Origin of the sequence: Actinoplanes couchii (assembly GCF_016862075.1) — a bacterium.
Taxonomy (GTDB): Bacteria; Actinomycetota; Actinomycetes; order Mycobacteriales; family Micromonosporaceae; genus Actinoplanes; species Actinoplanes couchii.
In genome coordinates this window covers 235058-258976 of record NZ_BOMG01000057.1, presented here as the reverse complement: position 1 = coordinate 258976, position 23919 = coordinate 235058, and the positions used below count along the sequence as shown (strand labels likewise).

General features: G+C 71.6%; 19 protein-coding genes. 13 read left to right on the top strand and 6 right to left on the bottom strand.

Annotated features, from left to right (window positions below):
- Window positions 1-397: 397 nt before the first annotated feature.
- Together Aco03nite_RS24395 and Aco03nite_RS24390 are read left to right on the top strand one after the other, a co-directional pair.
- A complete protein-coding gene (locus tag Aco03nite_RS24395) occupies window positions 398-2287 on the top strand; it encodes a propionyl-CoA synthetase (protein ID WP_203798162.1) in 1890 nt (629 codons plus the stop codon).
- A 66-nt stretch (window positions 2288-2353) separates the two neighbouring features.
- Window positions 2354-4588, top strand: a complete 2235-nt coding sequence (locus tag Aco03nite_RS24390; RefSeq protein WP_203798161.1) for an NACHT domain-containing protein — start codon at window positions 2354-2356, stop codon at window positions 4586-4588.
- Window positions 4589-4653: 65 nt separating this feature from the next.
- Here Aco03nite_RS24390 and Aco03nite_RS24385 read toward each other — a convergent pair whose 3' ends face one another.
- Window positions 4654-6606, bottom strand: coding sequence for a sulfatase-like hydrolase/transferase (locus tag Aco03nite_RS24385; protein ID WP_239145386.1), 1953 nt, complete (start codon window positions 6604-6606; stop codon window positions 4654-4656).
- 109 nt (window positions 6607-6715) lie between these two features.
- On the opposite strand from Aco03nite_RS24385, the gene Aco03nite_RS24380 reads away from it, so the two are divergent.
- The 10 genes from Aco03nite_RS24380 to Aco03nite_RS24335 are packed head-to-tail and all read left to right on the top strand — an operon-like array spanning window position 6716 to window position 18154.
- Entirely contained in the window at window positions 6716-8356 is a 1641-nt protein-coding gene (locus Aco03nite_RS24380) for an ABC transporter substrate-binding protein (protein ID WP_203798159.1), read from the top strand.
- On the top strand, window positions 8353-9267 hold the full coding sequence (locus tag Aco03nite_RS24375; RefSeq protein ID WP_203798157.1) for an ABC transporter permease: 915 nt from the start codon (window positions 8353-8355) through the stop codon (window positions 9265-9267). The genes Aco03nite_RS24380 and Aco03nite_RS24375 overlap by 4 nt, the downstream gene beginning before the upstream one ends.
- Window positions 9268-9272: 5 nt before the next feature.
- Window positions 9273-10121 (top strand): ABC transporter permease, encoded by an 849-nt coding sequence (locus tag Aco03nite_RS24370; protein WP_203798156.1) that lies wholly within the window; start codon window positions 9273-9275, stop codon window positions 10119-10121.
- On the top strand, window positions 10118-11650 hold the full coding sequence (gene nikE / locus Aco03nite_RS24365; RefSeq protein ID WP_203798154.1) for a nickel ABC transporter ATP-binding protein NikE: 1533 nt from the start codon (window positions 10118-10120) through the stop codon (window positions 11648-11650). The genes Aco03nite_RS24370 and nikE overlap by 4 nt, the downstream gene beginning before the upstream one ends.
- Window positions 11647-12516, top strand: coding sequence for an LLM class flavin-dependent oxidoreductase (locus tag Aco03nite_RS24360; RefSeq protein ID WP_203798152.1), 870 nt, complete (start codon window positions 11647-11649; stop codon window positions 12514-12516). Before nikE ends, Aco03nite_RS24360 begins: the two co-directional genes overlap by 4 nt.
- Window positions 12509-13777 carry an LLM class flavin-dependent oxidoreductase gene (locus tag Aco03nite_RS24355; protein ID WP_203798150.1) on the top strand — a complete coding sequence of 423 codons (1269 nt, stop codon included), beginning with the start codon at window positions 12509-12511 and terminating at the stop codon, window positions 13775-13777. Before Aco03nite_RS24360 ends, Aco03nite_RS24355 begins: the two co-directional genes overlap by 8 nt.
- Complete coding sequence (locus tag Aco03nite_RS24350; RefSeq protein ID WP_203798148.1) at window positions 13774-14787, top strand: LLM class flavin-dependent oxidoreductase; 1014 nt, start codon at window positions 13774-13776, stop codon at window positions 14785-14787. The genes Aco03nite_RS24355 and Aco03nite_RS24350 overlap by 4 nt, the downstream gene beginning before the upstream one ends.
- Window positions 14788-14791: 4 nt before the next feature.
- Window positions 14792-15904, top strand: coding sequence for an LLM class flavin-dependent oxidoreductase (locus Aco03nite_RS24345; RefSeq protein WP_203798147.1), 1113 nt, complete (start codon window positions 14792-14794; stop codon window positions 15902-15904).
- A gap of 37 nt (window positions 15905-15941) precedes the next feature.
- Window positions 15942-16901 (top strand): L-histidine N(alpha)-methyltransferase, encoded by a 960-nt coding sequence (locus Aco03nite_RS24340; protein WP_203798145.1) that lies wholly within the window; start codon window positions 15942-15944, stop codon window positions 16899-16901.
- Window positions 16902-16939: 38 nt separating this feature from the next.
- A complete protein-coding gene (locus Aco03nite_RS24335; protein WP_203798143.1) occupies window positions 16940-18154 on the top strand; it encodes an MFS transporter in 1215 nt (404 codons plus the stop codon).
- Between the two features lie 9 nt (window positions 18155-18163).
- Here the strand turns inward: Aco03nite_RS24335 and Aco03nite_RS24330 are convergent, their stop codons facing one another.
- Window positions 18164-20182 (bottom strand): prolyl oligopeptidase family serine peptidase, encoded by a 2019-nt coding sequence (locus tag Aco03nite_RS24330; protein WP_203798141.1) that lies wholly within the window; start codon window positions 20180-20182, stop codon window positions 18164-18166.
- 129 nt (window positions 20183-20311) lie between these two features.
- Between Aco03nite_RS24330 and Aco03nite_RS24325 the strand changes: the two genes are divergently transcribed.
- Window positions 20312-21334 carry a LysR family transcriptional regulator gene (locus Aco03nite_RS24325; protein WP_203798139.1) on the top strand — a complete coding sequence of 341 codons (1023 nt, stop codon included), beginning with the start codon at window positions 20312-20314 and terminating at the stop codon, window positions 21332-21334.
- A gap of 11 nt (window positions 21335-21345) precedes the next feature.
- On the opposite strand, the gene Aco03nite_RS24320 is transcribed toward Aco03nite_RS24325, so the two are convergent.
- The 4 genes from Aco03nite_RS24320 to Aco03nite_RS24305 form a co-directional block, all read right to left on the bottom strand.
- The gene (locus tag Aco03nite_RS24320; protein WP_203798137.1) at window positions 21346-21798 is read right to left on the bottom strand and encodes an HIT family protein; all 453 of its coding nucleotides are present in this window, start codon (window positions 21796-21798) and stop codon (window positions 21346-21348) included.
- A gap of 158 nt (window positions 21799-21956) precedes the next feature.
- A complete protein-coding gene (locus Aco03nite_RS24315; protein WP_203798135.1) occupies window positions 21957-22160 on the bottom strand; it encodes a DUF418 domain-containing protein in 204 nt (67 codons plus the stop codon).
- On the bottom strand, window positions 22151-22678 hold the full coding sequence (locus tag Aco03nite_RS24310; RefSeq protein ID WP_239145385.1) for a response regulator: 528 nt from the start codon (window positions 22676-22678) through the stop codon (window positions 22151-22153). The genes Aco03nite_RS24315 and Aco03nite_RS24310 overlap by 10 nt, the downstream gene beginning before the upstream one ends.
- A gap of 210 nt (window positions 22679-22888) precedes the next feature.
- A complete protein-coding gene (locus Aco03nite_RS24305) occupies window positions 22889-23899 on the bottom strand; it encodes a coiled-coil domain-containing protein (RefSeq protein WP_203798133.1) in 1011 nt (336 codons plus the stop codon).
- Between the last annotated feature and the right edge of the window lie 20 nt (window positions 23900-23919).

Below are 23919 nucleotides of genomic sequence, written 5' to 3'. Positions count from 1 at the left end.
CCGCTGCCGTGCCGTCCCGGCTTCGCCGCCTCGATTCGTGCCTGGCCGTGGCGTGTGCGGTGGCCCTGCGGGGTGCCGCGTCTGGAACGGTCGTCGTGTGATCCATCGACTCTGATCGCATGCCGGGCAGCCTGTTCCGGGGAGATGAGGCCGGGTGGGGCGACGCCCGGAAGCAGACCCGCGACTGGATCCGCGTGATCGTCCGATGTGACCCCGATTCCTCGACCGGCCGTCTTCCTGCTGGTGTCTGCCGAAGCTGCGTGACCATCCGATGGAGACCGGCGACCTCATCGTCGTCGACACTCGGGCGCCCGACGCCGATCAAGCACCGGAGAGGGCTTCGGGCTGGCCTCCTAGGATGCTGGACAAGGTGTGAGCTGGGGCACAGGGTCGGGGCATGGGTGCATATCGTGAGGCCTACCAGCGGAGCGTCGACGATCCGGAGGGTTTCTGGCGGGATGCTGCCGGTGGGATCGAGTGGGTGGAGCCGCCGAGCCGGATTCTCGACGACAGCACCGCCCCGATTTTCCGGTGGTTTCCCGGGGCCGGCCTCAACACCTGTCACAACGCGCTCGACCGGCACATTCGTTCCGGGCGGGGAGACCAGACGGCGCTGATTCACGACAGCCCGGTCACCGGGGTCACCCGGCGGTGGTCCTACCGGGAGCTCCGGGACGACGTCGCCGTCTTCGCGGGGGCCCTGCGCCGGCTGGGGGTGGAGCGCGGCGACCGGGTGATCGTCTACATGGCGATGGTTCCGGAGGCGGTGGTCGCGATGCTGGCGTGTGCCCGGCTGGGGGCCGTGCATTCGGTGGTGTTCGGCGGGTTCGGGGCCCGGGAACTGGCCGCCCGGATCGACGACGCGCAGCCCCGGCTGGTGGTCGCCAGTTCCTGCGGGATCGAGGGCGGCAAGGTGGTGCCCTACCAGCCGATGCTGGAGGCCGCCCTGGCCGAGTCGGCGCACGTGGTGGACCGGTGTGTGATCCTGCAGCGGCCCGAAGCCCCCGCCGAGCTGGTGCCCGGCCGGGACCTGAGCTGGGCGGACGCGGTGCGGGACGCGGAACCGGCGGAGTGTGTGCCGGTGGCGGCCACCGATCCGCTCTATCTGCTGTACACGTCCGGCACCACCGGACGGCCCAAAGGCGTGGTCCGCGACAACGGCGGGCACGCGGTCGCCCTACGGTGGTCGATGGAGAAGATCTTCGGCGTACGGCCGGGTGAGGTCTTCTGGGCCGCGTCCGACGTCGGCTGGGTCGTCGGGCACTCGTACATCGTCTACGGGCCGCTGCTGGCCGGGGCCACCACGATCCTGTACGAGGGCAAACCGGTCGGCACCCCGGACGCCGGCGCGTTCTGGCGGGTGATCGAGGAGCATCGGGTGTCGGCGTTGTTCACCGCACCGACCGCGATCCGGGCGATCCGCAAGGAGGACCCGGACGGCGAACTGCTGCGCGGGCGGGACCTGAATTGTCTGCGGACCCTGTTCCTGGCGGGGGAGAGGCTGGACCCGGGGACGTACGAATGGGCGAATGATCTGCTCGGGGTTCCGGTCGTCGACAACTGGTGGCAGACCGAGACCGGCTGGCCGATCGCCGCGAGCCCGCGGGGGCTGGAGGAGCTGCCGACGCGGGCGGGCTCGCCGTCGGTGCCGATGCCGGGCTATCGGGTGCGGGTGGTCGGGCCGGACGGCGCGGACGTTCCGGCCGGCACGGAAGGGGCGATCGTGATCGGTCTGCCGCTGCCGCCGGGCTGCCTGCCGTCGCTGTGGCGCGACGACGAACGGTATGTGCGGTCGTACCTGTCGGCGTTCCCCGGCGCGTACCTGACCGGTGACGGCGGCCGGTTCGACGAGGACGGCTATCTGTACGTGCTGGGCCGCACCGACGACGTGATCAACGTGGCCGGGCACCGGCTGTCGACCGGGGCGATGGAGGAGGTGCTGTCCGCGCATCCGGCGGTCGCCGAATGTGCCGTGATCGGGGTCGGTGACCTGCTGAAAGGGCAGGTGCCGCGCGGTTTTGTGGTGCTGCGCGCCGGGGCGGACATCGCGCCGGCCACGGTGGAGGCGGAACTGGTGGCCCGGGTCCGGGAGCGGATCGGCGCGGTGGCGGCGTTGCGGCGGGTGGACGTGGTCGCGGCGCTGCCGAAGACCCGGTCCGGCAAGATCCTGCGCGGCAGCATGCGGGGTATCGCCGACGGCCGGGAGGAGCCGGTGCCGGCGACGATCGAGAACCCGGACGCCCTGGAAGCGCTGCGGCAGGTGCTGCGGACCCCACGGTCGGGGTAGGGACAGGCGGGCCGGGCAGCGGGCCGCGGGGCGGACCGGGTGGTCCGGATGCGGGAGGATCGGGCCGTGCATTCACGGGCGCGGATCTGGTGGGCGGTGGCGGGGGCCGTCGCGGTGTCTCTGGTCGTGGTGGGGGTGCTGCTGGGGGCCTCGGCGGAGGTGCGCGGCCGGGCCGACGAGATGGGCAGTGTGCTGAGTGCGCTGGCCGCCCTGGTCGGGTTGCCGTTGTCGCTGCTGGCGGTGTCGGCGCTCACCGATCGGGGTGGTGGGGGCGCGGCCGCGGCGGTGGACGATCCGCTGGAGGTGCCGGCGCGGCAGTTGGCCCGGTACTGGACCCGGGAGGCGGATCGGCGGGAGCTGCGGAAGGCGGCGATGACGATCCGGTGGCGGGTCACCGGGCGGCCGGTGGGGGTGCCCGCCGACGAGGTGGCCGGTCAGGGGGCGGGGCGGGCGACCCGGTTGCGGTTGCGGGGTGAGGTGGCCGGTCTGGCGCAGACGTGGCGGCGGTTGCCGTACCGGCGGATGGTGTTGATCGGGGGTCCGGGGTCGGGGAAGACGTCGGCGGCGGTGCTGTTCATGTGTGCGCTGCTGGAGGACCGGGTGGCCGGTGATCCGGTGCCGGTGTTGCTGGATCTGTCCGGGTGGCGGGCGTCGGAGGAGCGGTTCGACGGGTGGCTGGGGCGGATCCTGGCCGGGCAGCACGGGTTGCGGGCCACCGCCCGGCAGGCGCGGCGGCTGGTCGAGGACGGTCGTGTGGTGGCGGTGCTGGACGGGTTCGACGAGATGCCGGTGGAGGAGCGGGCGGCGGCGGTGACGGCTCTCAACGAGCTTCTGGATCTGCCGTTCGTGGTGCTGGGCCGGGCGCGGGAGTTCGAGGAGACGGTCGCGGCCACCGGGGAGCCGTTGATGCGGGCGCTGATCGTGGAGCTGGATCCGTTGTCGGCGCGGCAGACGGCCCGGTATCTGCCGAGCGGGCAGCCGGAGTCCGGCCGGTGGTCGGTGGTGCAGCGGCATCTGGAGGAGCATCCGGGCGGGGCTCTGGCGGGGGTGCTGTCGAATCCGTTGCTGGCTTATCTGGCGCGGACCGTCTATCGCAAGCCGGCCACCGATCCGGCAGAGATGATCGCGCTGGCGGCCGGTGGGTTCCTGGAGCGGCACCTGTTCGAGGCCTACCTGCCGGCGTTGTATCCCGGTGACGGGCGGTCGGCGCGGTGGCTGGGTTCGCTGGCGCGGCTGCTGGAGCGGCAGGGGTCGGCGGATTTCGCGTGGTGGCGGATCGGCTGGGCGCACGGGCGGCGGGTGCCGGCGGCGCGGCTGGCGTTCGCGGTCGCGGTGGCGGTGCCGTGGGCTGTGCTGTTCCTGCCGTTCACCGGGGTCCGGTTCTGGGTGTTCCAGGGGCTGGTGCTGGCGATGGCGGTGGCGGCGTTCCGTACCGATGTGGACGCCGCTCCGGTGGTGCCGCGGCAGGTGCGGTTCCAGGTGCGGTCGTTCGTGACGTCGGTGGTGGCGGGGCCGGCGTTGTTCGTGCCGCTGGTGCTGCCGATGCTGGTGCCGTTGCTGGGCGGGGTGGTGGTGACGGTGCTGACGCTGGTGCTGACCGGTGCGGCGGTGTGGGGCAGCCGTACGTTCGTGACCGGCACGGCGCGGGGGGTGTATCTGCTGGCGCGGGCGGGCCGCCGGTGGCGGGAGGTGGAGGTGCCGCCGGTGCCGCCGCCGAACAAGCCGGCGCTGGCGTTCCTGGTGTCCACGGCGGTGCTGATGCTGGGGTCGCCGGACGTGATGGAGGATCTGCGGGGCCGGCCGCCGTTGCTGATCGCGGGGGTGGCCCTGGTGGTGGTGACGGTGTTCGGGTTGCCGCCGGGTCTGCTGGTGGGGTTGGGTACGGCGTTCGCGCGGGCCGCGCCGGCCGACGACCTGTGGGATCCGCAGCGGTCGTTGCGCAGTGACCGGCTGGCGCTGGTGGTGCCGCCGCTGCTGGTGGGGGCGCTGTCGGCGGCGCTGCCGGTGGTGGATGCCGCGCTGGGGACCGGGTTGTTCCCCGATGACGTGCCGCCCTGGGTGTACCCGGTGGCGCTGGGTCTGATCGGGACGGTCGCGGTGACGTCGATGGTGATCTTCTTCGCCGGGTCGGCGTGGTTCACGTACGTGGTGGTGCGGGCGTGGCTGGCGGTGCGGGGCCGGTTGCCGTGGGGACTGATGCCGTTCCTGGCCGAGGCGGCGCGACGCGGGGTGCTGCGGCGTAACGGGGCGGTGTACCAGTTCCGCCACGAGCGGCTGCGGGAGCACCTGGCCGGGACGTAGGGCGGTGTGCGGCGCCTGGAGTGACCGGGACCGGCGCCGCACACCGCGTATGGAGGGGTTGCCGTCTAGTGCTCGCCGGGGCCGTAGGCGGTGAGGAACTTGTCGCGGAACTGGTTCATCTGCCAGACCGGGGTGGTGGCCTGGGGCTTGAGGCCGTCGGCCCAGCCCCAGGAGTCGATCTTCTCCAGCACCTTCGGGTCCTTGGCGACCAGGGTGATCGGCACGTCGTGGCTGGCGTTGTCGCCGGAGACGACGCTGGACGGCTGGTGGTCGCCGAGGTAGACCAGGACCAGGTCGTCGTTGCCGTACTTCTGCACCCAGTCGATCAGGGTGGTGAGGGTGTACTGGATGGACCGGCCGTACTCGGTGCGGACGCTCTCGGTGCTGGCCCAGACGTCGGCCTTCTGCTCGCCCATGTCGGCGATCTCGCGGTAGATCGAGCCGTCACCGACCTGGTTCCAGTCCGGGAAGAACGACGGGATCGGCGCCCACGGGGTGTGGCTGGAGATCAGCGGGATCTCGACGAACAGGTTGTCGCGGCCCGGCTTGGCGTACTCGAGTTCGGTGAACTTCTTCAGCGTGTACTGGTCGGGCATCTGCGCCCAGCTGAACTTGGGGCCCTGGTAGCCGAGGTTGCGGGAGTCCCAGACCCGGTTGTAGCCGTAGAACTTGCCCTCCGGCCAGGCGCGGGTGGCGCCGGGCATCACGCTGACGGTGTCCCAGCCGGCCTTCTTGAAGCCGCTGGTGACGGTGAGCCGGTCGCTGGCGGTCAGGTTCCGGTACCGGGACTGGTTGTTGATCCACAGCCCGGACAGCAGGGTGGAGTGGGCCAGCCAGCTGTTGCCGCCGAAGGTGGGTGAGGTGAGCCAGCCGCTGCGGGCGCCGAACCCGGCCTGCTTCAGTTTGGCGTCGCCCTCGGCCAGGACCGTGCCGGTGCCCTCGACGAACTCGGGGGACTCGACGGCGTTGCGGCCGTAACTCTCCACGAAGGCGAAGACGACGTCCTTGCCCTTGAGGGCGCTGAGCAGCTGGTCCGGCGGGGTGTCGCCGAACGGGTCCTGGCTGACCTCACCGGCGAACGCGGCCTCGTTGGCGATGCCGTTCTTGGCCTGCCAGGCGCGGTCCCAGGCGTAGGTGGCGGTGGTGCGGGCGGCGACCGGGACACCGGGGACCAGCTGGACGCCGAGGGCCAGGGTGAGCATCCACACCGAGGCGATGCCGGTGGCGGTCAGGGCGGCGCGGCGGCGGTGCCGGGCCATCACGTCGGCGACCCGCAGGATCGCCCACACCATCAGGGCGATCGCGGCGAGGCCGCCGAAGACCACACCCCCGGCCGCGGCATACGCGCCGAGCTGCCCGTAGGAGTCGCGGATGAAGCTGTACGTGTCGTCGAACAGTTCCCAGTCCAGGACCACGTCGAACGGGCGGGCCAGGGTCTTGAACCAGCCCATGTCGAGGCTCTTCTGGATCAGCAGCCAGCCGAGGGCGACACCGGCGATCGAGCCGACCGCGATCCGGGGCCGGCGGGGGAGCAGCACCAGCACCAGGATCAGGACGGCGGCTTCGATCGGGATGCGGGCGAAGCTGCCGAGGGTGAGGCGGCGCAGCACGTTCGGGTAGAGCAGGGCGCCGAGCACCACCACGGCGGCGAACACGGTCAGCCCGCGCGACACCCACGGCTTGTCCAGGAATCGCCGTACCCGGCCGGGGGTCTTGGTGTCGTCGCCGGCGTCGGCGGTAACCGGTGCGACAGCCTCGGCCTCGACAGCCTCGGGAGCGGCCTCTTTTTCGGCGACCTCGGGATCGGCCTCGGGCGTGACCTCGGGTTCCGGCTTCGCGGGCTCGTCCGTCGCAGGCTCGTCCGCAGCCGAAGGCTTTTCCGACGACGGCGCCGCGGGCTCCGGACACGGCGAAGGCGACGAAGCGGGCGAAGAGGAAGAGGCGGGAGGTTTGCCGGAATCCGGGTTCGGCTGCGGATCGGCGAGGTCTGTCGGCTGCACGTCATGGGGAACGCACACCGTGCCGGGATGGTTCAGATGCTGATCGAGAACTTGGCGTGTCCGGGATCTCAGCCTCTTGCCAATTTCCTATCGGAACTATAGGAATGGTGGAGAGGAGGAACCACTCATGCGCCGTATCCGGCCGGCAGTCGTCATCACCGTTCTCGCTCTCGCCCTCACCTCCGCCTGTTCCCCTGCGAGCTCCGGTGCGGCCGGAGTGCCCGACGCCGGTCAGCCGGTCAGCGGAGGCTCGCTGACCTGGGCGGTCGAAACCGAACCGATCACCTTCAACCCGCATCAGTACGCCCAGGCCAAGGCCCGCCTGCTGGTCTGGAACACCTTCGAGGCGCTGCTGACCCACGACGGTCAGGGCGGTTACGTGCCGTGGCTCGCCACCGGTTACGACGTCTCGTCCGATGGGAAGACCTACACGTTCAAACTGCGCACCGACGTCACGTTCAGTGACGGCGAGAAGTTCGACGCCGCCGCGGTCAAGGCCAACATCGACCAGTTCCTCGTCGAGGGCTACAACCCGGGCGTGCTCGCCGTCCAGCTGCGCTATCTGGACAAGGTCGAGGTCGTCGACCCGGCCACCGTCGCCTTCCACCTGAAGCAGCCGGACGTGCTGCTGCTGGACTTCCTCTCCACCCCGCAGGGCGCGCAGATCTCCCCGAAGTCGCTGAAGGAGGCGAAGAACCTCAAGGCCGGCGGCCCCGAGCTGGCCGGCACCGGCCCGTTCGTGCTGGACCGCTACACCGCCGGGCAGGAGGTGCACTTCGTCCGGAACCCGCGGTACAACTGGGCGCCGTCCACCGCGAAACACCAGGGACCGGCCTATCTGGACGACATCACCTACCGGTTCCTGAAGGAGTCGTCGGTGCGGGTCGGTGCGCTCACCTCCGGCCAGGTCCAGATCGTCGAGGGCGTGCCCGCCACCGACGAGGCCCTGATCACCGCGAACCCTCAGCTCACCCTGTCCCGGGGGCTCAACTCCGGGTCGGCGTACTCGTACTACCTCAACAGCGCCAACGCGCCCTTCGACGACCTGCGGGTGCGGCAGGCGTTCCGCGAGGCCGTCGACGTCGACGCCGTGCTCGACGGCGTCTACCGGGGCACCGCCACCCGGGCGTGGAGCGTGATCGGGCCGACCAGCCCGTTCTACGACAAGTCCCTGGAGAAGACCTACGGCGGCGATGCCGCCGAGGCCAACCGGTTGTTGGACGAGGCCGGCTGGACCGCCCGGGACGCCGAAGGGTTCAGGGTCAAGGACGGCAGACGATTGACGGTACGTCTGGTGCAGAGCGCCCCGTTCGTCCGGGACCGCCGGGACGTGCTCGCCCAGGCCGTGCAGGCCGCGGTCAAGCAGAGCGCCGGCATCGACCTGAACGTGGCCCTGGTCGACCAGGGCACCGCCACCCAGGCCCTGGCCGACGGCGCCTACGAGGTGTTCGACAACTCCCGCGCCGACACCGACGCCGGCGCCGCCCTCGGCCTGCTGCTGCACTCCGGCGGCGCGATCAACCGGATCGGGGTGAAGGACCCGGCGCTGGACACCGCCATCGAACAGGGCCAGGCCAGCGGCGACCAGGCGAAGCGGACCGAGGCGTACCGGCAGGTCCAGAAGTTCGTGATCACCGACCAGGCGCTGGTGCTGCCGCTCTACGCCCCGGCCGACCAGCTCGCCGCCAGTGTGAAGGTCGGCGGTGCCGGGTTCGAACCGACAGCCGGTGTCCCGGGCAGCGCCTACGACATCTGGCTCGGCAAGTGATCAAGGCGGTCGCCCGGCGGGTCGCCGCCGGAGTCGTCGTCCTCTGGGCGGCGGCCACGGCGGCGTACCTCGCGCTGCTGGCCGCCCCCGGCGACATCGTCGACGCCATCATCGGCGACGGCGCCGACACCCCGCAGATCCGGGCCCAGATCATCGCCGAATGGAACCTGGACCGGCCCGCGATCGTGCAGTACCTGGACTACCTGCTGCGCGCCGCCCGGGGCGACCTGGGCCGCTCCTACCTGCTGCAGCGCCCGGTCGGTGAGGTGATCGGCGAGCAGATCCTGCCGACCGTCCAGCTGGCCCTGGCCGCCGCCGTGATCGGGGTGGTCCTGGCCCTGGTCCTGGCGGTCACCACCCGGCACCGGTGGGTGCGCCGGGTCAGCTCCACCGCCGAGCTGATGCTGGTGTCCACCCCGCCGTTCCTGAGCGGGATCGTGCTGCTCAGCGTCTTCTCGTTCCGGCTCGGCTGGTTCCCGGTCGCAGGCGATCAGGGCTGGGCCGCGCTGGCGCTGCCGGCGGTCACCCTCGGCCTGCCGATCGCCGGGGTGCTGTCCCAGGTGCTGCGCGACGGCCTGGACCGGGCCCTGGACGAACCGTTCGCGGTCACCGCCCGCTCCCGCGGCCTGACGGAACGGGCGGTCCTGATCCGGCACGCCCTGCGGCACGCGCTGATCCCGGCGGTCACCCTGCTCGGCTGGCTCACCGGCGTCCTGATCGGCGGCGCGGTGATCATCGAGCAGGTCTTCGGTCGGCCCGGCCTGGGCCAGGTCACCCTGCAGGCGGTCGGCAACGGCGACATGCCCGTCGTGCTCGCCGTGGTGGTCCTCGCGGCCGCCGCGTTCGTCGTCATCAACACCCTGGCCGACCTGGCCTACCTGCTCATCGACCCGCGCCTGCGAAGGAGCTGAGCACGATGACCATAGCCCTGCCCCGGCCGGAGAGCCGAAGGCTGACCCTGCGGCGGCCCCGCCCCGGCATCGCCGCCGCCCTGATCGTGCTCGCCCTGGTCGGCACCGCGGTGGCCTGGCCGGCCCTGTTCGCCGGCGACCCGCTCGCCGCCGACCCGCTGCACGTCCTGCAGGCGCCGTCGGCCGCGCACTGGTTCGGCACCGACCAGCTCGGCCGCGACGTCTTCGGCCGGGTGGTGCACGGCGCCCGGCACTCGCTGAGCATCGGGGTCGCCGCCACCGTCATCGCCGTCGGCGCCGGGATCCTGCTCGGGCTGCTCGCCGGGCTCACCCACCGGTACGCCGACGAGGCCCTCAGCCGCGGTTTCGACGCGCTCGCCGCGTTCCCGCTGGTCCTGCTCGCCCTGCTGTTCATCGCGATCGCCGGCACCGGGACCACCAGCCTGATCGTGGCGATCGGCATCGCCACCCTGCCGCACTACGCCCGGGTGGTGCGGGCCCAGACCCTGGTCGTGCGGCAGGCGCCGTACGTCACCCACGCCGTCGCGTTCGGAGCGTCGCGCACCCGCCTGGTGCTGCGGCACGTGCTGCCCAACGTGCTCGGCCCGATCCCGGTCCTGGCGATGATCGGGCTCGGCGAGGCCGTCCTGATCGCGGCCGGCCTCAGTTTCCTCGGCCTCGGGCCGCAGCCGCCGTCCCCGGAGTGGGGCGCGATGCTCTCCGAGGGCCGCGGCTACCTGCACATCGCCTGGTGGGCATCGGTGCTCCCGGGAGCCGCCGTGACCGCCACCGTCATCTCTCTCACCGTGATCGGCCGTCATCTCCAGGGCCGGTTCGAAGGGCGGCACCAGTGATCGAAGTCCAGAACCTGCGGGTCACCTTCCGCCTCGGGCAGAAATCGGTGGAAGCGGTCCGCGGGGTCAGCTTCGACATCCGGGAGGGCGAATGTGTCGCCCTGGTCGGCGAGAGCGGCTCCGGCAAGAGCGTCACCGCCCGCAGCCTGGTCGGACTGGCCGGTCCGCAAGCGCACGTCGAAGCCGACACGTTCACCGTCGACGGCCGCGACGTCAGCCGGTTCGCCGCCCGCGACTGGCGGCGGCTGCGCGGCCGGTACGCCGGGCTGATCCTGCAGGACGCCCTGGTCTCGCTCGACCCGATGCGCACCGTCGGCGCCGAGATCACCGAGGTGCTGCGGACCCACGACATCGGCGACCGCCGGGACCGGCCCCGCCGGGTACACGACCTGCTCGACGCCGTGCACGTGCCGGAACCCGAACGGCGGGCCCGGCAGTACCCGCACCAGCTCTCCGGCGGGCTGCGGCAGCGCGCCCTGATCGCCTCGGCCCTCGCCGGCGGCCCGAAACTGCTGATCGCCGACGAACCCACCACCGCCCTGGACGCCACCGTCCAGGCCCAGATCCTCACCCTGCTCGCCGAACGCCGCGCCACCGGCGAGACCCTGCTGCTGATCAGCCACGACCTGGCGGTGGTGTCGAAACTCGCCGACCGGGTGCTGGTGATGAAGGACGGCCGGATCGTCGAGTCCGGGGACACGCGCACGATTCTGGCCGGGGCGGGTCACCCGTACACCAGGCAATTGATCGCCGCCGCGACCGGCCGCCGCCGGGAGAACACCGCCGAGCCCGGCGAGATCGTGGCCGAGGCCACCGCGCTGCGCAAGGTGTACGGCGACCGCACCGTCGTCAAGGATTTCGGTCTCACCGTCCGGCGCGGCGAGATCGTCGGCCTGGTCGGCGAATCCGGATCCGGCAAGTCGACGGTCGCCCAGCTGCTGTTCGGGCTCACCGACCCGACGTCCGGGCACGTCCGTTTCGAAGGAAGTGAGTTCAGCGGCATCCCGGAGCGGGCCCGGCGCCCGATCCGGCGGCGGCTGCAGCTGATCGCCCAGGACCCGCTGTCCGCTTTCGATCCGCGCTGGACCGTGCGCCGCATCGTCGGCGAGGCCCTGCCCAAGGGCGCCGACCCGGAACCGATCCTGGACCGGGTCGGGCTCGGCCCGGAATACTTGGACCGCTACCCGCGGCAGCTGTCCGGCGGCCAGCGTCAGCGGGTCGCGATCGCCCGCGCCATCGCACCCCGGCCCAGCCTGATCATCTGCGACGAACCGGTCTCCGCCCTCGACGTGTCGGTGCAGGCCCAGGTCCTCGACCTGCTCGCCAGGATCCGCGAGGACGACGGCACCGCCCTGCTCTTCATCTCCCACGACCTCGGCGTGATCCGCGACATCGCCGACCGGGTCCTGGTCATGCACGACGGCCGCGTCGTCGAACAGGGCCCGGTCCGCGCCGTCTTCGACCACGCCGGCCACGAGTACACCCGGGCACTGCTGGACGCGGTGCCCACATTGGAGGTCACGTCATGACGTTGCGTCTCGCGGTCGCCCTGACCGGCGGCTCGTTCGACTCCCGGCACTGGATCGACCAGGTCCGGCAGGCCGACGACCTGGGGCTGGACCTGGCCACGTTCGACGACGCGTTCGGGCGGCACGGGCCGGACGCCGTGCAGGTCGCCGCCCTGGTCGCCCCGGTCACCCGGCATGTCGGCCTGGTGCCGGTGGCCACCACCACGCACACCGAGCCGTTCCACCTGTCGACCGCTCTGGCCACCCTCGACCACATCAGCAAGGGGCGGGCCGGCTGGCAGGTGCGGGTGTCCACCGATCCGGCTGAGGCGGACCTGCTCGGGCGGCGGGGTGTGGTGAAACCCGCCGAACTGATCGCCGAGGCGAACGACGCCGTCGAGGTGGTGCGGCGGCTCTGGGACAGCTGGGAGGACGACGCGATCATCAAGGACGTCGCCACCGGGCGGTTCATCGACCGTTCGAAACTCCATTACATCGACTTCGTGGGGGAGCACTTCGCGGTCAAGGGGCCGTCGATCGTGCCTAGGTCGCCGCAGGGACAGCCGGTCGTCGCCGCCCTCGCCGCCGATGAGGTGGATGCCGATCTCCTCTTCGTGGAGCCCGATCCGGATGCCGTCCGCCGGATCGAACCGGGCCGGAAGGTCTTCGTCGACCTTCCGGGAGCGTCCGCCGATCAGATTCAGACATGGTCGGAGATTTCCGGTGTGGACGGTGTGCGGGTATCCGAAGTTCCCGATATCTCGGATCTGGTGGTGGAGCTGCAACGGCGTGGGCTCTTCCAACCATCCGCTCAGAAGACCCTCCGGGCACGGCTCGGCCTGCCCGTCGCCGTGAACCGCTACGCCCGGGAGGCGTCCGTTGCCTAAGCAGATCATCCTCGCCGCGCACTTCCCCGGCGTGAACAACACCACCGTCTGGAGCGACCCACGGGCCGGCAGCCAGATCGACTTCGACTCCTTCGAGTACCTCGCGAAGACCGCCGAACGCGGCCTGTTCGACTTCTTCTTCCTCGCCGAGGGCCTGCGCCTGCGGGAACAGCGCGGCCTGATCCACGACCTGGACGTCGTCGGCCGCCCGGACACCCTGACCGTGCTGACCGCCCTGGCCGCGGTCACCACCCACCTGGGTCTGGCCGGAACCCTGAACGCCACCTGGCACGAGCCCTACGAACTGGCCCGCCAGCTGGCCACCCTGGACCACCTGTCGAACGGCCGGGCCGCGTGGAACGTGGTCACCTCGCCGGGCGCGTTCTTCGGCGAGAACTTCCGGCGCGGCGGTTTCCTGGACCACGCCGACCGGTACGTGCGCGCCGCCGAGTTCATCCGGACCGCCCGCGCCCTGTGGGACACCGACGGCGGCGACTTCGCGATCCGGAACAGCCAGTTCGACATCAAGGGCCGCTTCGGTGTCCCGCGCAGCCCGCAGGGCCACCCGGTGATCCTGCAGGCCGGTGACTCCGACGCCGGCCGGGAACTGGCCGCTCAGCACTCCGACGCGATCTTCTCCCGGCACCACCAGATCGACGACGCCCGGATCTTCTACCGCGACGTCAAGGACCGCCTGGCGAAGTACAGCCGGGCCGAGAACGACCTGAAGATCATTCCGGGGGTGTCCTACGTGCTCGGCGACAGTGACGCCGACGCTCAGGAGAAGGCCCACCACATCCGGCGTCAGCAGGTCAGCCCGCAGACCGCGATCCTGCTGCTGGAACAGCTGTGGAACACCGATCTGTCCGGCTACGACGCCGAGGGCCCGCTGCCGGCGATCGACCCGGTGCTGGACGAGGACGACACCATCATCAAGGGCCGGGCCGGCATGTACCCGGACCGGATCAAAACCGCCAACGAGTGGCGGGCCCGGGCCGAGGCGAAGAACCTCTCGATCCGTGACCTGATCATCGAGGTCACCGGGCGGCAGAACTTCATCGGCACCGCCGACCGGGTCGCCGAGCAGCTGAACGAATACGTGCAGACCGACGCGTGCGACGGGTTCATCCTGGTCTCGCACCTGACCCCGGCCGGGCTGGACGACTTCGTGGACCAGGTGGTCCCGCTGCTGCAGGAACGCGGCGTGTTCCGGACCGAGTATTCCGGCGCCACCCTGCGGCAGAACCTGGGCCTGTCGTGAAGTTCCTGCTGCTCAGCCTGATCACGTACATCGACCGGTCGAAGACCCCCGAGCAGCGGCTGCGGGAGGTCGTCGACGCCGCGGTCCTCGGCGAGGAGCTCGGCTTCCACGGGTTCGCGGTGGGGGAGCGGCACGAGCGGCCGTTCCTGTCCTCGTCGCCGCCGGTGGTGCTCAGCCACATCGCCGCGAAGACGTCGACGATCAAGCTGTTCACCGGGGTGACCACGCTCAGCCTGCTGGACCCGGTCCGTGCGTTCGAGGACTACGCGACGCTGGACAACCTCTCCGGCGGGCGCCTCGAGCTGATGATCGGCAAGGGCAACGGGGCCGCCCAGGCGCAGTTGTTCCACGTGACCGTCGACGACCAGTGGGACCGGCTGCGGGAGAGCTACGACCTGTTCCGCCGGTTGTGGCGGGAGGAGAAGGTCACCTGGCAGGGCAAGTACCGGCCGTCGCTGACCGACGCCGAGACCTGGCCCCGGCCGCTGCAGAACCCGATCACCGTCTGGCACGGCAGCGCCACCAGCAAGGCGTCGGTGGACCTCGCCGCCTCCTACGGCGACCCGCTCTTCTCCGCCAACGTCACCAACCCGATCGAACCGTACGCCGAACTGATCGACTACTACCGGGAACGCTGGGCCTTCCACGGTCATGATCCGGCGGCGATCCGGATCGGGGCGGGCAGTGCCGGGTTCTACGCCGCCCGTACGTCGCAGGAGGCCCTTGACGTCTATCGCCCCGTCTACGAGGCGCGGCTCGACGCGTTCCGCAAGGTCGGGGTCGAGCCGGTCTTCCCGACCGTCGAGGACGCCGTCGAACGCAGCTCGATCCTGGTCGGCAGCCCGCAGCAGATCATCGACAAGGTGCACCGCTACCACGAGCGGTTCGGCCACGAGATCACCCACCTCAGCGCCGACACCGAAGGCCTCACCGAGAAACAGCAGCGGGCCAGCCTCGAACTGTTCGCCGGCGACATCGCGCCCGCACTCAGCCACCTGAAAGGGCGGTAGAACCATGCCCGTACCCCTGTCGATCCTCGATCTCGCCCCGCTCGTCTCCGGCGGTGACGTGCCGGACGCCCTGCGCCGCACCCTCGACCTGGCCCGCCGGGCCGAGCAGTTCGGCTATCACCGCTACTGGGTGGCCGAGCACCACTTCACCCCAGGGGTGGCCAGCTCGCAGCCGGCGCTGCTGCTCGGCCAGATCGCCGCTGTCACCGGCCACATCCGCCTCGGCTCCGGCGCGGTGCAGACCGGTTTCCTCACCGGCCTGTCGATCGTGGAGCAGTTCGGGCTGCTCGACGCCCTCTACCCGGGGCGGTTCGACCTCGGGCTGGGCCGCTCCGGGCAGGCCCGCGTGTCCAAGACCGGGCAGGCGCCTCCGCCGCCGCAGGGGGAACGGGTCGTCGACGGCCTGCTGATCCCGAAGCATTTCGACTGGGCGCCGATCTTCGCCTCCAAGCGCAGCCAGCTGGCCGGCAGCTTCCTCACCCAGCCGGGCGCGCAGCCGCTCGGGCTGACCGAGGCCCTCGACCAGATCGAGGCGCTGCTGGCCGGCCCGGTCACCGACGACGAGGGCAACGAGGTGATCGCCACCCCGGGCGCCGGCGCCGACCTGGAGGTGTGGCTGCTCGGCAGCTCCGGCGGGGAGAGTGCCCGCACCGCCGGCGCACGCGGGCTGCCGTTCGCCGCCAACTACCACGTCGCCCCGGCGAAGGTCCTGGAAGCCGTGCAGGCGTACCGGGAGTCGTTCGTGCCGTCCGCGGCACTGAAGGAACCTCGGGTGATGGTGTCGGCGGACGTGCTGGTGGCCGAGGACGACGCCACCGCCCGGCACGTGGCCAAGCCGTTCCCGGTCTGGGTCCGCAGCATCCGCACCGGTCTCGGCGCCGTCCCGTTCCCGAGCATCGAGGAGGCCGAGGCGTTCGCCTGGACCGACCAGGACCGGGCGATCGTCGCCGACCGGGTCGACACCCAGTTCGTCGGCTCGCCGCAGACCGTGGTCGAGAAGCTGAACACCCTGCAGCGGGTCACCGGCGCCGACGAGCTGCTGATCACCACGATCGCCCACGACCACGCCGACCGGGTCCGCTCGTACGAGCTGCTCGCGAAGGAATGGTCGGCCTAGTCGCTGTCGTCGATGCCGGTCCTCTACCATCTTGCGAGTGACCGGCATCGATGTCCGTGTCGTCACGCCCCACCAGCGCTTCCTGTGGACCTACACGCGGGCGCAGGCGGACGTCGTGGCGGACTCCCTGGCGCTACGGCGCGAGTTCCCCCAGGAACTGACGTACCTCGGCAGCGGCGCCGAACTGTGGCGGGCCGCCACCGCGGTGCAGTCCGCCCTGCTCCGGGCCAGCGACCTGCTGCTGTCCGACCACGCCGCCGAACTGGCCGACCTGGCCCGGCCCGGCCCGGTCGACGTGCTCGACCTCGGGCCCGGCACCGGCAGCGCCGCCGAGGGACTGCTCGCCGGCCTGATCGCGGCCGGCCGGTTCGGCGGCTACCGGGCCGTCGACATCAGCCCGGAGATGCTCACCCTGGCCGGCGCCCGCCTCACCGCCGCCTTCCCCGCCCGGGCCGCCCGGCTGGCGTTCACCGTCGGCGACTTCCGCGACGCCGGGCCGCACGCCGCCCGGATCGTCCTGCTGGCCGGCGGCACCCTGTTCAACCTCGCCGACCCCGGAGCCCTGCTGCGCGACCTCGCCGCGACCCGGAACCCGGGCGACCTGGTCGTGATCACCACCCGGCTGGACACCACCGGCCGCGCCCCGTTCCCGCCGTCGCAACCCGCGCCGGCCCTGCCGCCGATCCACCGGCTCGGCCTCGACCTGCTCAACCTCGACCCCGGCTGGTACGAACCGGAGCGCGGCTTCGACCCGGCCCGCCGCGAGGTCTGGAGCGGCGCCCGCCTGAACCGCCCGATCACCCTGCACCTCGACGGCGCCCACGGCCGCCGGGTCGTCGCACTGCACACCGGCGACCTGCTGCTGCTCTACCGGCAGCTGTTCCTGGACCGGGCGGCGGTCACCGCCCTGATCGAGGGCTCCGGCCTGCGGTTACGCACGTTCCACACCGGACGCAGCGGCGAGGTGGCGATGTTCGTCGCGGACACAAGGGACTAACCTGACGAAGCGGTAGTTATCTATGGCACACTCCATGCATGGGGAGTCAGCCACCGATCAGCCGCCCGATGCGCAACCTGCTGGCCGGTTTCTACACCTCCCTGCTCGGCTCCCAGATGACGACCGTCGCGCTGGCCTTCGCGGTCCTGTCCAGCGGCCACGGCGCCGCCGGGATCGGCCTGGTGCTGGCCGCCGCCCGCGTCCCGACCATCGCGTTCGTGCTGGTCGCCGGCGTGCTCGCGGACCGACTGCCGCGCCGCACCGTCATGCTGATCACCGACGCCGCCCGCGGCGGCAGCCAGGCGATCCTGGCCGTCTGGCTGTTCACCGGCGACGTGCCGCTGGGCGTGCTGATGCTCTTCGCCGCCGTCGACGGCCTCGGCAACGCCTTCTTCCGCCCCGCCCTGGTCGGCCTCGTCCCGTCACTGACCGAGAAGGCCGGCCTGCAGCGCGCCAACGCCCTGCTCGGCTTCGGCCGCTCGTTCGCCAGCCTCGGCGGCCCGGCCCTCGGCGGCACCCTGGTCGCCCTCAGCAGCCCGGCCACCGTCCTGGCCATCGACGCCGCCACCTACGTGATCAGCGCCCTGTTCCTGTTCGCCGTCCCGCGCGACGTGCCGGCGCCCCGCCCCCGGCGCGCCGGCCTGCTCACCGACCTGCGGGAGGGCTGGATCGAGTTCCGGTCCCGGCGCTGGGTCTGGTCGGTCGTCCTGCAGTTCGGGCTGGTGCACCTCACCACCGTGCCCGCCTACCTGGTGCTCGGCCCGCAGATCGCCGCCGACCACCTCGGCGGCGCCCAGAGCTGGGGCTTCATCCTCGGCAGCTTCGGCGCCGGCTCGGTCGCGGGCGGCCTGCTGATGGTCCGGTTCACCCCGCGCCGGCCGATGGTGATCGCCACCCTCGGCATGCTGTGGTTCGTGCCCGCCTCGATCGCCCTCGCCCTCCAGGCGCCCCTCGCGGTGATCGTGGCGACCGGGTTCCTGGCCGGCGTCGGCATCGGCGTCTTCGGCACCCTGTGGGAGACCGTCCTGCAGGCCAACGTGCCCACCCCGGTGCTGTCCCGGGTCAGCGCTTACGACTGGTTCGGTTCCCTGGTCACCCTGCCGCTCGGCTTCACCCTGGCCGGCCTGCTCTCCGGACAGGTGGGCACCACGGTCCCGCTGCTGCTGGGCGCGGCGACGATGGCGGTCTCGTGCGCCGCGGTCCTGACCGTCCCCGAGGTCCGCCGCCTGACCGTCACCCCGGTCGCCGCCTGAGGTCCGGCGTCACCGCGCGCCCAGCTCGCGGCGCAGGAACTCGAAGGTCAGCGCCCACAGCAGGGCCGCCTGCTCGTTGTCGGCGGCGCCGCCGTGACCGCCCTCCACGTTCTCGTAGTAGGCGGCGCGATGACCCTTCTCGGTCAGCAGCGCCATCATCTTGCGGGCGTGCGCCGGATGCACCCGGTCGTCGCGGGTCGAGGTCAACAGCAACATCGGCGGGTACGCCCGGTCGGCGCGCACGTTCTGATAGGGCGAGAACTCCCGCAGGAACGCCCAGTCCTGCTCCACATCGGGATCCCCGTACTCCGCGATCCACGACTTGCCGGCCAGCAGCTGCGTGTAGCGCCGCATGTCCAGCAGCGGCACCCGGGCCACGACCGCCCCGAACAGCTCCGGGTACCGGGTCAGCATCACGCCCATCAGCAGGCCGCCGTTGCTGCCGCCGCTGGTGCCCAGCTGCTGCGGGGTGGTGATGCCCCGGGTGACCAGATCGGCGGCGACCGCGGCGAAGTCCTCGTACGCCCGCAACCGGCCCTCACGCAGCGCCGCCTGATGCCAGGCCGGCCCGTACTCCCCGCCGCCACGGATGTTGGCCAGCACGTACGTCCCGCCGTGTGCCAGCCAGCCCCGGCCGGTCAGCCCGCTGTACGACGGGCTCATCGGGACCTCGAAACCTCCGTACCCGTACAGCAGCGTGGGTGACGGTGTTGATCCTCCGCCCGGCCCGGCCACGAAATAGGGAACCCGGGTGCCGTCGGCGGAGACCGCGAAGAACTGCCGCACGGTCATCCCGGTGGTGTCGAAGAACGCCGGCCCCTGTTTCAGGACCTCCAGATCACCGCCGGCCGTGCCGAGGCTCAGCGTCGCCGGGCGCAGGAAACCCTCCGACGACAGCAGGAACGTGTCGTCCAGCGCCGGGCAGGTGTCCAGGATGGTGGTCTGGTCGAACTCGCCCGCGCCCGGCACCGGCTCGCGCCGCCACACCGGACCGCCCGGGGTGAGGATCTCGATGCGCGACCGCACGTCGCGGGAGGTGGCCAGCAGCAGGTGGTTGCGGGTCCACGACCAGCCGGTCAGCGAGGTGTGCTCGTCCGGCTCGAACAGCACGGTGGGCTCGCGCCGGCCGGCCAGGAAACCCTCCAGATCAACGGCGAGAAGGACGCCTGCCGGGTACGTCACCCCGCCCACCGTCCACTCCGAGCGCAGCGTGACCAGCATCCACTCCCGGTGCAGGTCGATGACGGCGTCCTCGGGCACGTCGATGCGGACCAGCTCGCCGTCGGCCCGGTACAGGTGGTGCTCGGCGCGGAAGAACGTCACCAGCCGGGTCACCAGGCCGCGCTCGAACCCGGGTGTCGCATCCCACGAGGCGGTGACCAGCACGTCCTCGGTCTCGCCGGCGAGAACCGTCTCGGCCTCCGCCAGGGGGGTGCCGCGCCGCCACAGCTTGACGACCCGCGCGTAACCCGACGCGGTCAGCGAACCGGGCCCGAAGTCGGCCGACACCAGCAGGTGGTCGGCGTCACGCCAGGAGACCCCGCCCTTGGACTCCGGCAGGGCGAAACCGCCGGTGACGAATGTGCGGGTGGTCAGGTCGAACTCGCGGATCACCGCCGTGTCGGAACCACCGCGGGCCAGGCTGATCATGCACCGGTGATAGCCGGGGCGCAGCACCGCGACCCGTTTCCACGTCCAGTTCTCGCCCTCGGCCCGGTTCAGCGCGCCGACGTCGAGCAGCACGTCCCACTCCGGCTCGTCGTGCCGGAAACCCTCCGCGGTGGTCCGCCGCCACAGCCCGCGCGGATGGTCGGCGTCGGTCCAGAAGTCGTACCACAGGCCGTCGCCGCGCCGGTTCGGCAACGGGATCCGGTCCTTGCTGTCCAGCACCTCGCGCAACGCGTCCTTGGTGCGGGCGAACCGGTCGCCGGACAACGTGGCCGTCGTCTCGGCGTTGCGGGCCGTCACCCACTCCAAGGCGGCGGGGGAGTCCAGATCCTCGAGCCAGCGGTAAGCGTCGTCGGTCACGCGAACGACCCTTCCACCCCGCCCGGAACTTGCCAAGTTCGATGCGACGAACGTTTATCGCCATTCTCTAACAGGTGACACCGCCGGAGTTCGGCACACCTCGCCCGCTGTGGCCGTCACCATCGCCGGGTGGAGTTGCGGCAGCTCAGCTACGTGGAGGCGGTGGCCCGGTACGGCGGGTTCACCCGGGCCGCCGAACGCCTGCACATCGCCCAGTCGGCGGTGTCCGCGCAGATCCGTGCCCTGGAGATCGAACTCGGGGTCACCCTGTTCGCCCGGACCACCCGCAAGGTCGCCCTCACCCCGGCCGGGGAACTGTTCGTCGCCCGCGCCCGCCGGGTTCTCGCCGAACTCGACGGCGCCCGCACCGAGATGGCCGAGATCACCGCCGTCGTCAGCGGCCGGGTCACCGTCGGTGTCACCGCGGCCCTGGCCGTGTACGACCTGCCGAACGCCCTGGCCCGGTTCCGGGAACGGCACCCCGGCATCGCCCTGCGCCAGCGCTCCGGACTGATCACCGGCCTGCTCGGCGCCCTCGACCTGGGCGAACTCGACCTGGTCGTCGGCCCGCTGCACGCCGACGTGCCACCCCGCTTCGACACCCTGCCGCTGGTCGACGAGAACCTGGTCCTGGCCCTGCCGGTCGGCCACGCCCTGACCCGGGCCGGGCGGCTCACCCTCGCCGAGGCCCGCGACGAACCGTTCGTGTGCATGCCGCACGGCAGCGGCCTGCGCTGGATCCTCGACGACGCGGCCCGCTCGGCCGGCTTCACACCCCGCGTCCAGTACGAGACCGACGGCCCGGCCGGCATCCGCGAGATGATCGCCGCTGGCCTGGGGGTGGGCCTGCTGCCCCGCTCGACGGCGGAGAGCCCCAACGGTTCCCCCACCGAGATCCGCCACCTGCACCCGCCCCCGGTCCACCCACCCATCGGAGTCCTGCACCACCGCGACCGCCCACTGTCGGCGGCCGCCCAGTCCCTGCGCCACCACCTGGTCGAGCTGGCCGGCCCCCGCCCCGACCCGTCCCACCGCACCCCCATGGACCCCGTCCCCGATCTGTCCGCCGATGCCTCAACCGACCTGCCCGCCGACCCCACCACAGACCTGTCCGCTGATCAGGGCGAGGATCCGGAGGAGATCCCCGACTGAACGAGTAGTGGCTATGGGCGGGCCTGGCCGAGCCGGGCTTGCAGGGCGGCTGCGAGATCGTCGCGTTGTCGCTCGTCGATCCCCGACGCGGGCGGCCGGGCCAGGTAGCCGAAGACCTTGGGGCCCCGGAGGTCGTCGGGGATGTCGGCCATGCGGGGCACGACGTGAAAGTGGACGTGCCCGAAGCCTTCCTGCTCGGCGAACTGGATGACGTAGGTCTTCACACAACCGGTCGCCTCGTGCAGGGCCCGGGACAGGCGGACCTGCCAGGTGCCGAGGGTCGCGGCCTCGTCATCGGTCAGCCCGGCGACGGTGGTGACGTGACGCCGGGGAACGAGGACGAGCCAGCCCGGCAGCGTGCTGTTGAACGCATGAGCGACACGCCAATACGTGTCGGCGGCGATCCGCTCCCGGGGCGGCAACTGGTCGAACTGGTCGTTGTTTCGACAGACGTAGCAGCTCATGATCGGAAAGTATCAATTGCCGGGTGGTCGCGGCCGCTTTCTCTCCGGCCCGTGCGACTCACGCACCTGGTCGCGTGGCGGCCGACCGGCCGTGACTATCCGGCCCGCCCCGCCGGGACGTCGTGAGTGGGCCGGGCCGGGACGGTGGTGGGGCGGCGCTACCAGGTCGCGGTGCGCCACGGCCATTCGGCGGGGCCGTACCGGTGGTGGGTGAGCCACCAGTGGGAGAAAGCCAGCTGGGCCAGGATGATCGGCAGGGCCAACAGCGCCATCCGGCCGTAGTGGGCGGAGCCCGTCAGCCCGATCAGCGGCCCCACGACGGCCGCGATGACCGATGCGGAGAGGTAGTTCGTCAGGGCCATCCGGCCCAGCGGCGCCAGCAGGCGTTCGGCGGCCGGCCGGGGCGGGTGCCGATGAACAGCAGGAAACCGGTGGCGTAGGCGAGCGCCCCCAGCAGGCCGGCCAGAACTTCGGCGATCTCCTGGTCCGGGGTGCGGAACGTCAGGTACTGCCAGACCGTGGCGGCGATCGCCGGCGGGGCCAGGACGGGACGCCGCAGCAGCCGTACGGCCACCTGTGGCGCCACCAGGGCGTCACCGCGGACGGCGGCGCGCACGGCCTCGAACAGCAGGTTCGTCCCGCAGTCCTTGAGCAGGAAGCCGCTGGCCCGGTTGCGCAGGGCGGCGTCCACATGCTCGTCGGTGTCGAACATGGTGATGACGACGACCGGGATCGGGTCGGTGACTCCGGGACCGGCCGGCAGACGGGTCACCTCCAGGCCGTCCAGGCCGGGCATCCGGATGTCCAGGACGCACACGTCGGGCCGCAGTCGGCGGGCGGCCTGGGCCTGCACGACCACGCCGCCGATGTGGTGCTCCACCCCCGGCGAGCAGCGGCCGGGCCGGTGCGGCCAGTGCGATCGCCGCCAGCACCAGCGCGCCGGGCACGGCCCGGTGCTGGCCGGCGAACGAGAGCCCGCGCGCGCTCTCCCGGTCGACCAGGAGCAGCACGCCCAGCACCAGCACCGCCGGCCACCGGCCGCGAGCCCGCACCAGCCGCCCCTCCGGCACGCGGCCACCCTGTCCAGGGGTCAGAGCAGGGAGACGTGCACGTGGTCGGTGTGGTCGCTGACGCCGTGGTAGGCGTGCCAGTCGCCGGCGGCCGGGAACCAGATCTGCTTGTACCAGATCACGTAGTAGATCCCGAGTTCGTCGGCGTTGCGGACCAGGAACGCGGTCAGGTCGTTGCCGTACCGCATCATGTCGTCGTTGTGCGCCGAGGAGAACCCGCTCTTCTGCAGTGACCAGTCACACGCCCGGCCCTTGGGGTGCTCGAACGGGCCGCCGTCGCGGTGGCAGCCGACGAACCGTTTGAAACCGGCTTTGCGCACCTCTTCGTACATGTGCAGGGTCCGTTTGGTGACGCAGCCGCCGGTGGTCTCGTCCGGCTGGTTGCAGGCCTCGGGGGAGAAACCGCCGCCGGCGTTGCGCGGGGCCGGGGCGGCGTCCTTGGAGGTGGCGTCGACAAAACCCTCGGTGATGGTCCGGTTGATGCCGGTGCCGCCGCCGAGCAGGTCGAGCTGCTGGTCCGCGGCGTCCTTCTGTTTCTGCAGCACGGACAGCTGGTTCTGCTCGTTGCGGACCTCGGCGTCGATCTTCTGTTTGCTGTCGGCGACGGTGCGGATGGCGTCGTCGAGTTCGTGCAGCGTCCCGTCGTGCAGCTTGTTGATCTCCTCCAGGGAGATCGCCTTGTTCCAGAAGTCGTCGGAGGACCCGGCGTTGAGCAGGAAGCCCGCCGCGTTCAGGGCGCCGGCCTGGTACTGCTCGCGGGCGATCGAGTTGACCTCGGGAATCAGCCTGTCGCGCCGGGTCTCGGCGGTCTTGAGCTGGGCGGCCAGCTTCTGCTGGTTCTTGCGGGACAGCTCGACGGCACCCTTGGCGGCGACGAACCGCCGGTTGGTGGCCTCCATCACGGCCGACAGGTCGTCGCCCTTCTCGTCGGCGGTCCCGCCGGGCGCCGCGGACGCCGGAGTCACCAGCAGAGCCAGCGTCAGCAGGGCCGCCGTGGCACCGCTCCACCATCGCCGGAAACCGGCAGTCATCGATGAGTCCTTCCCGTAGC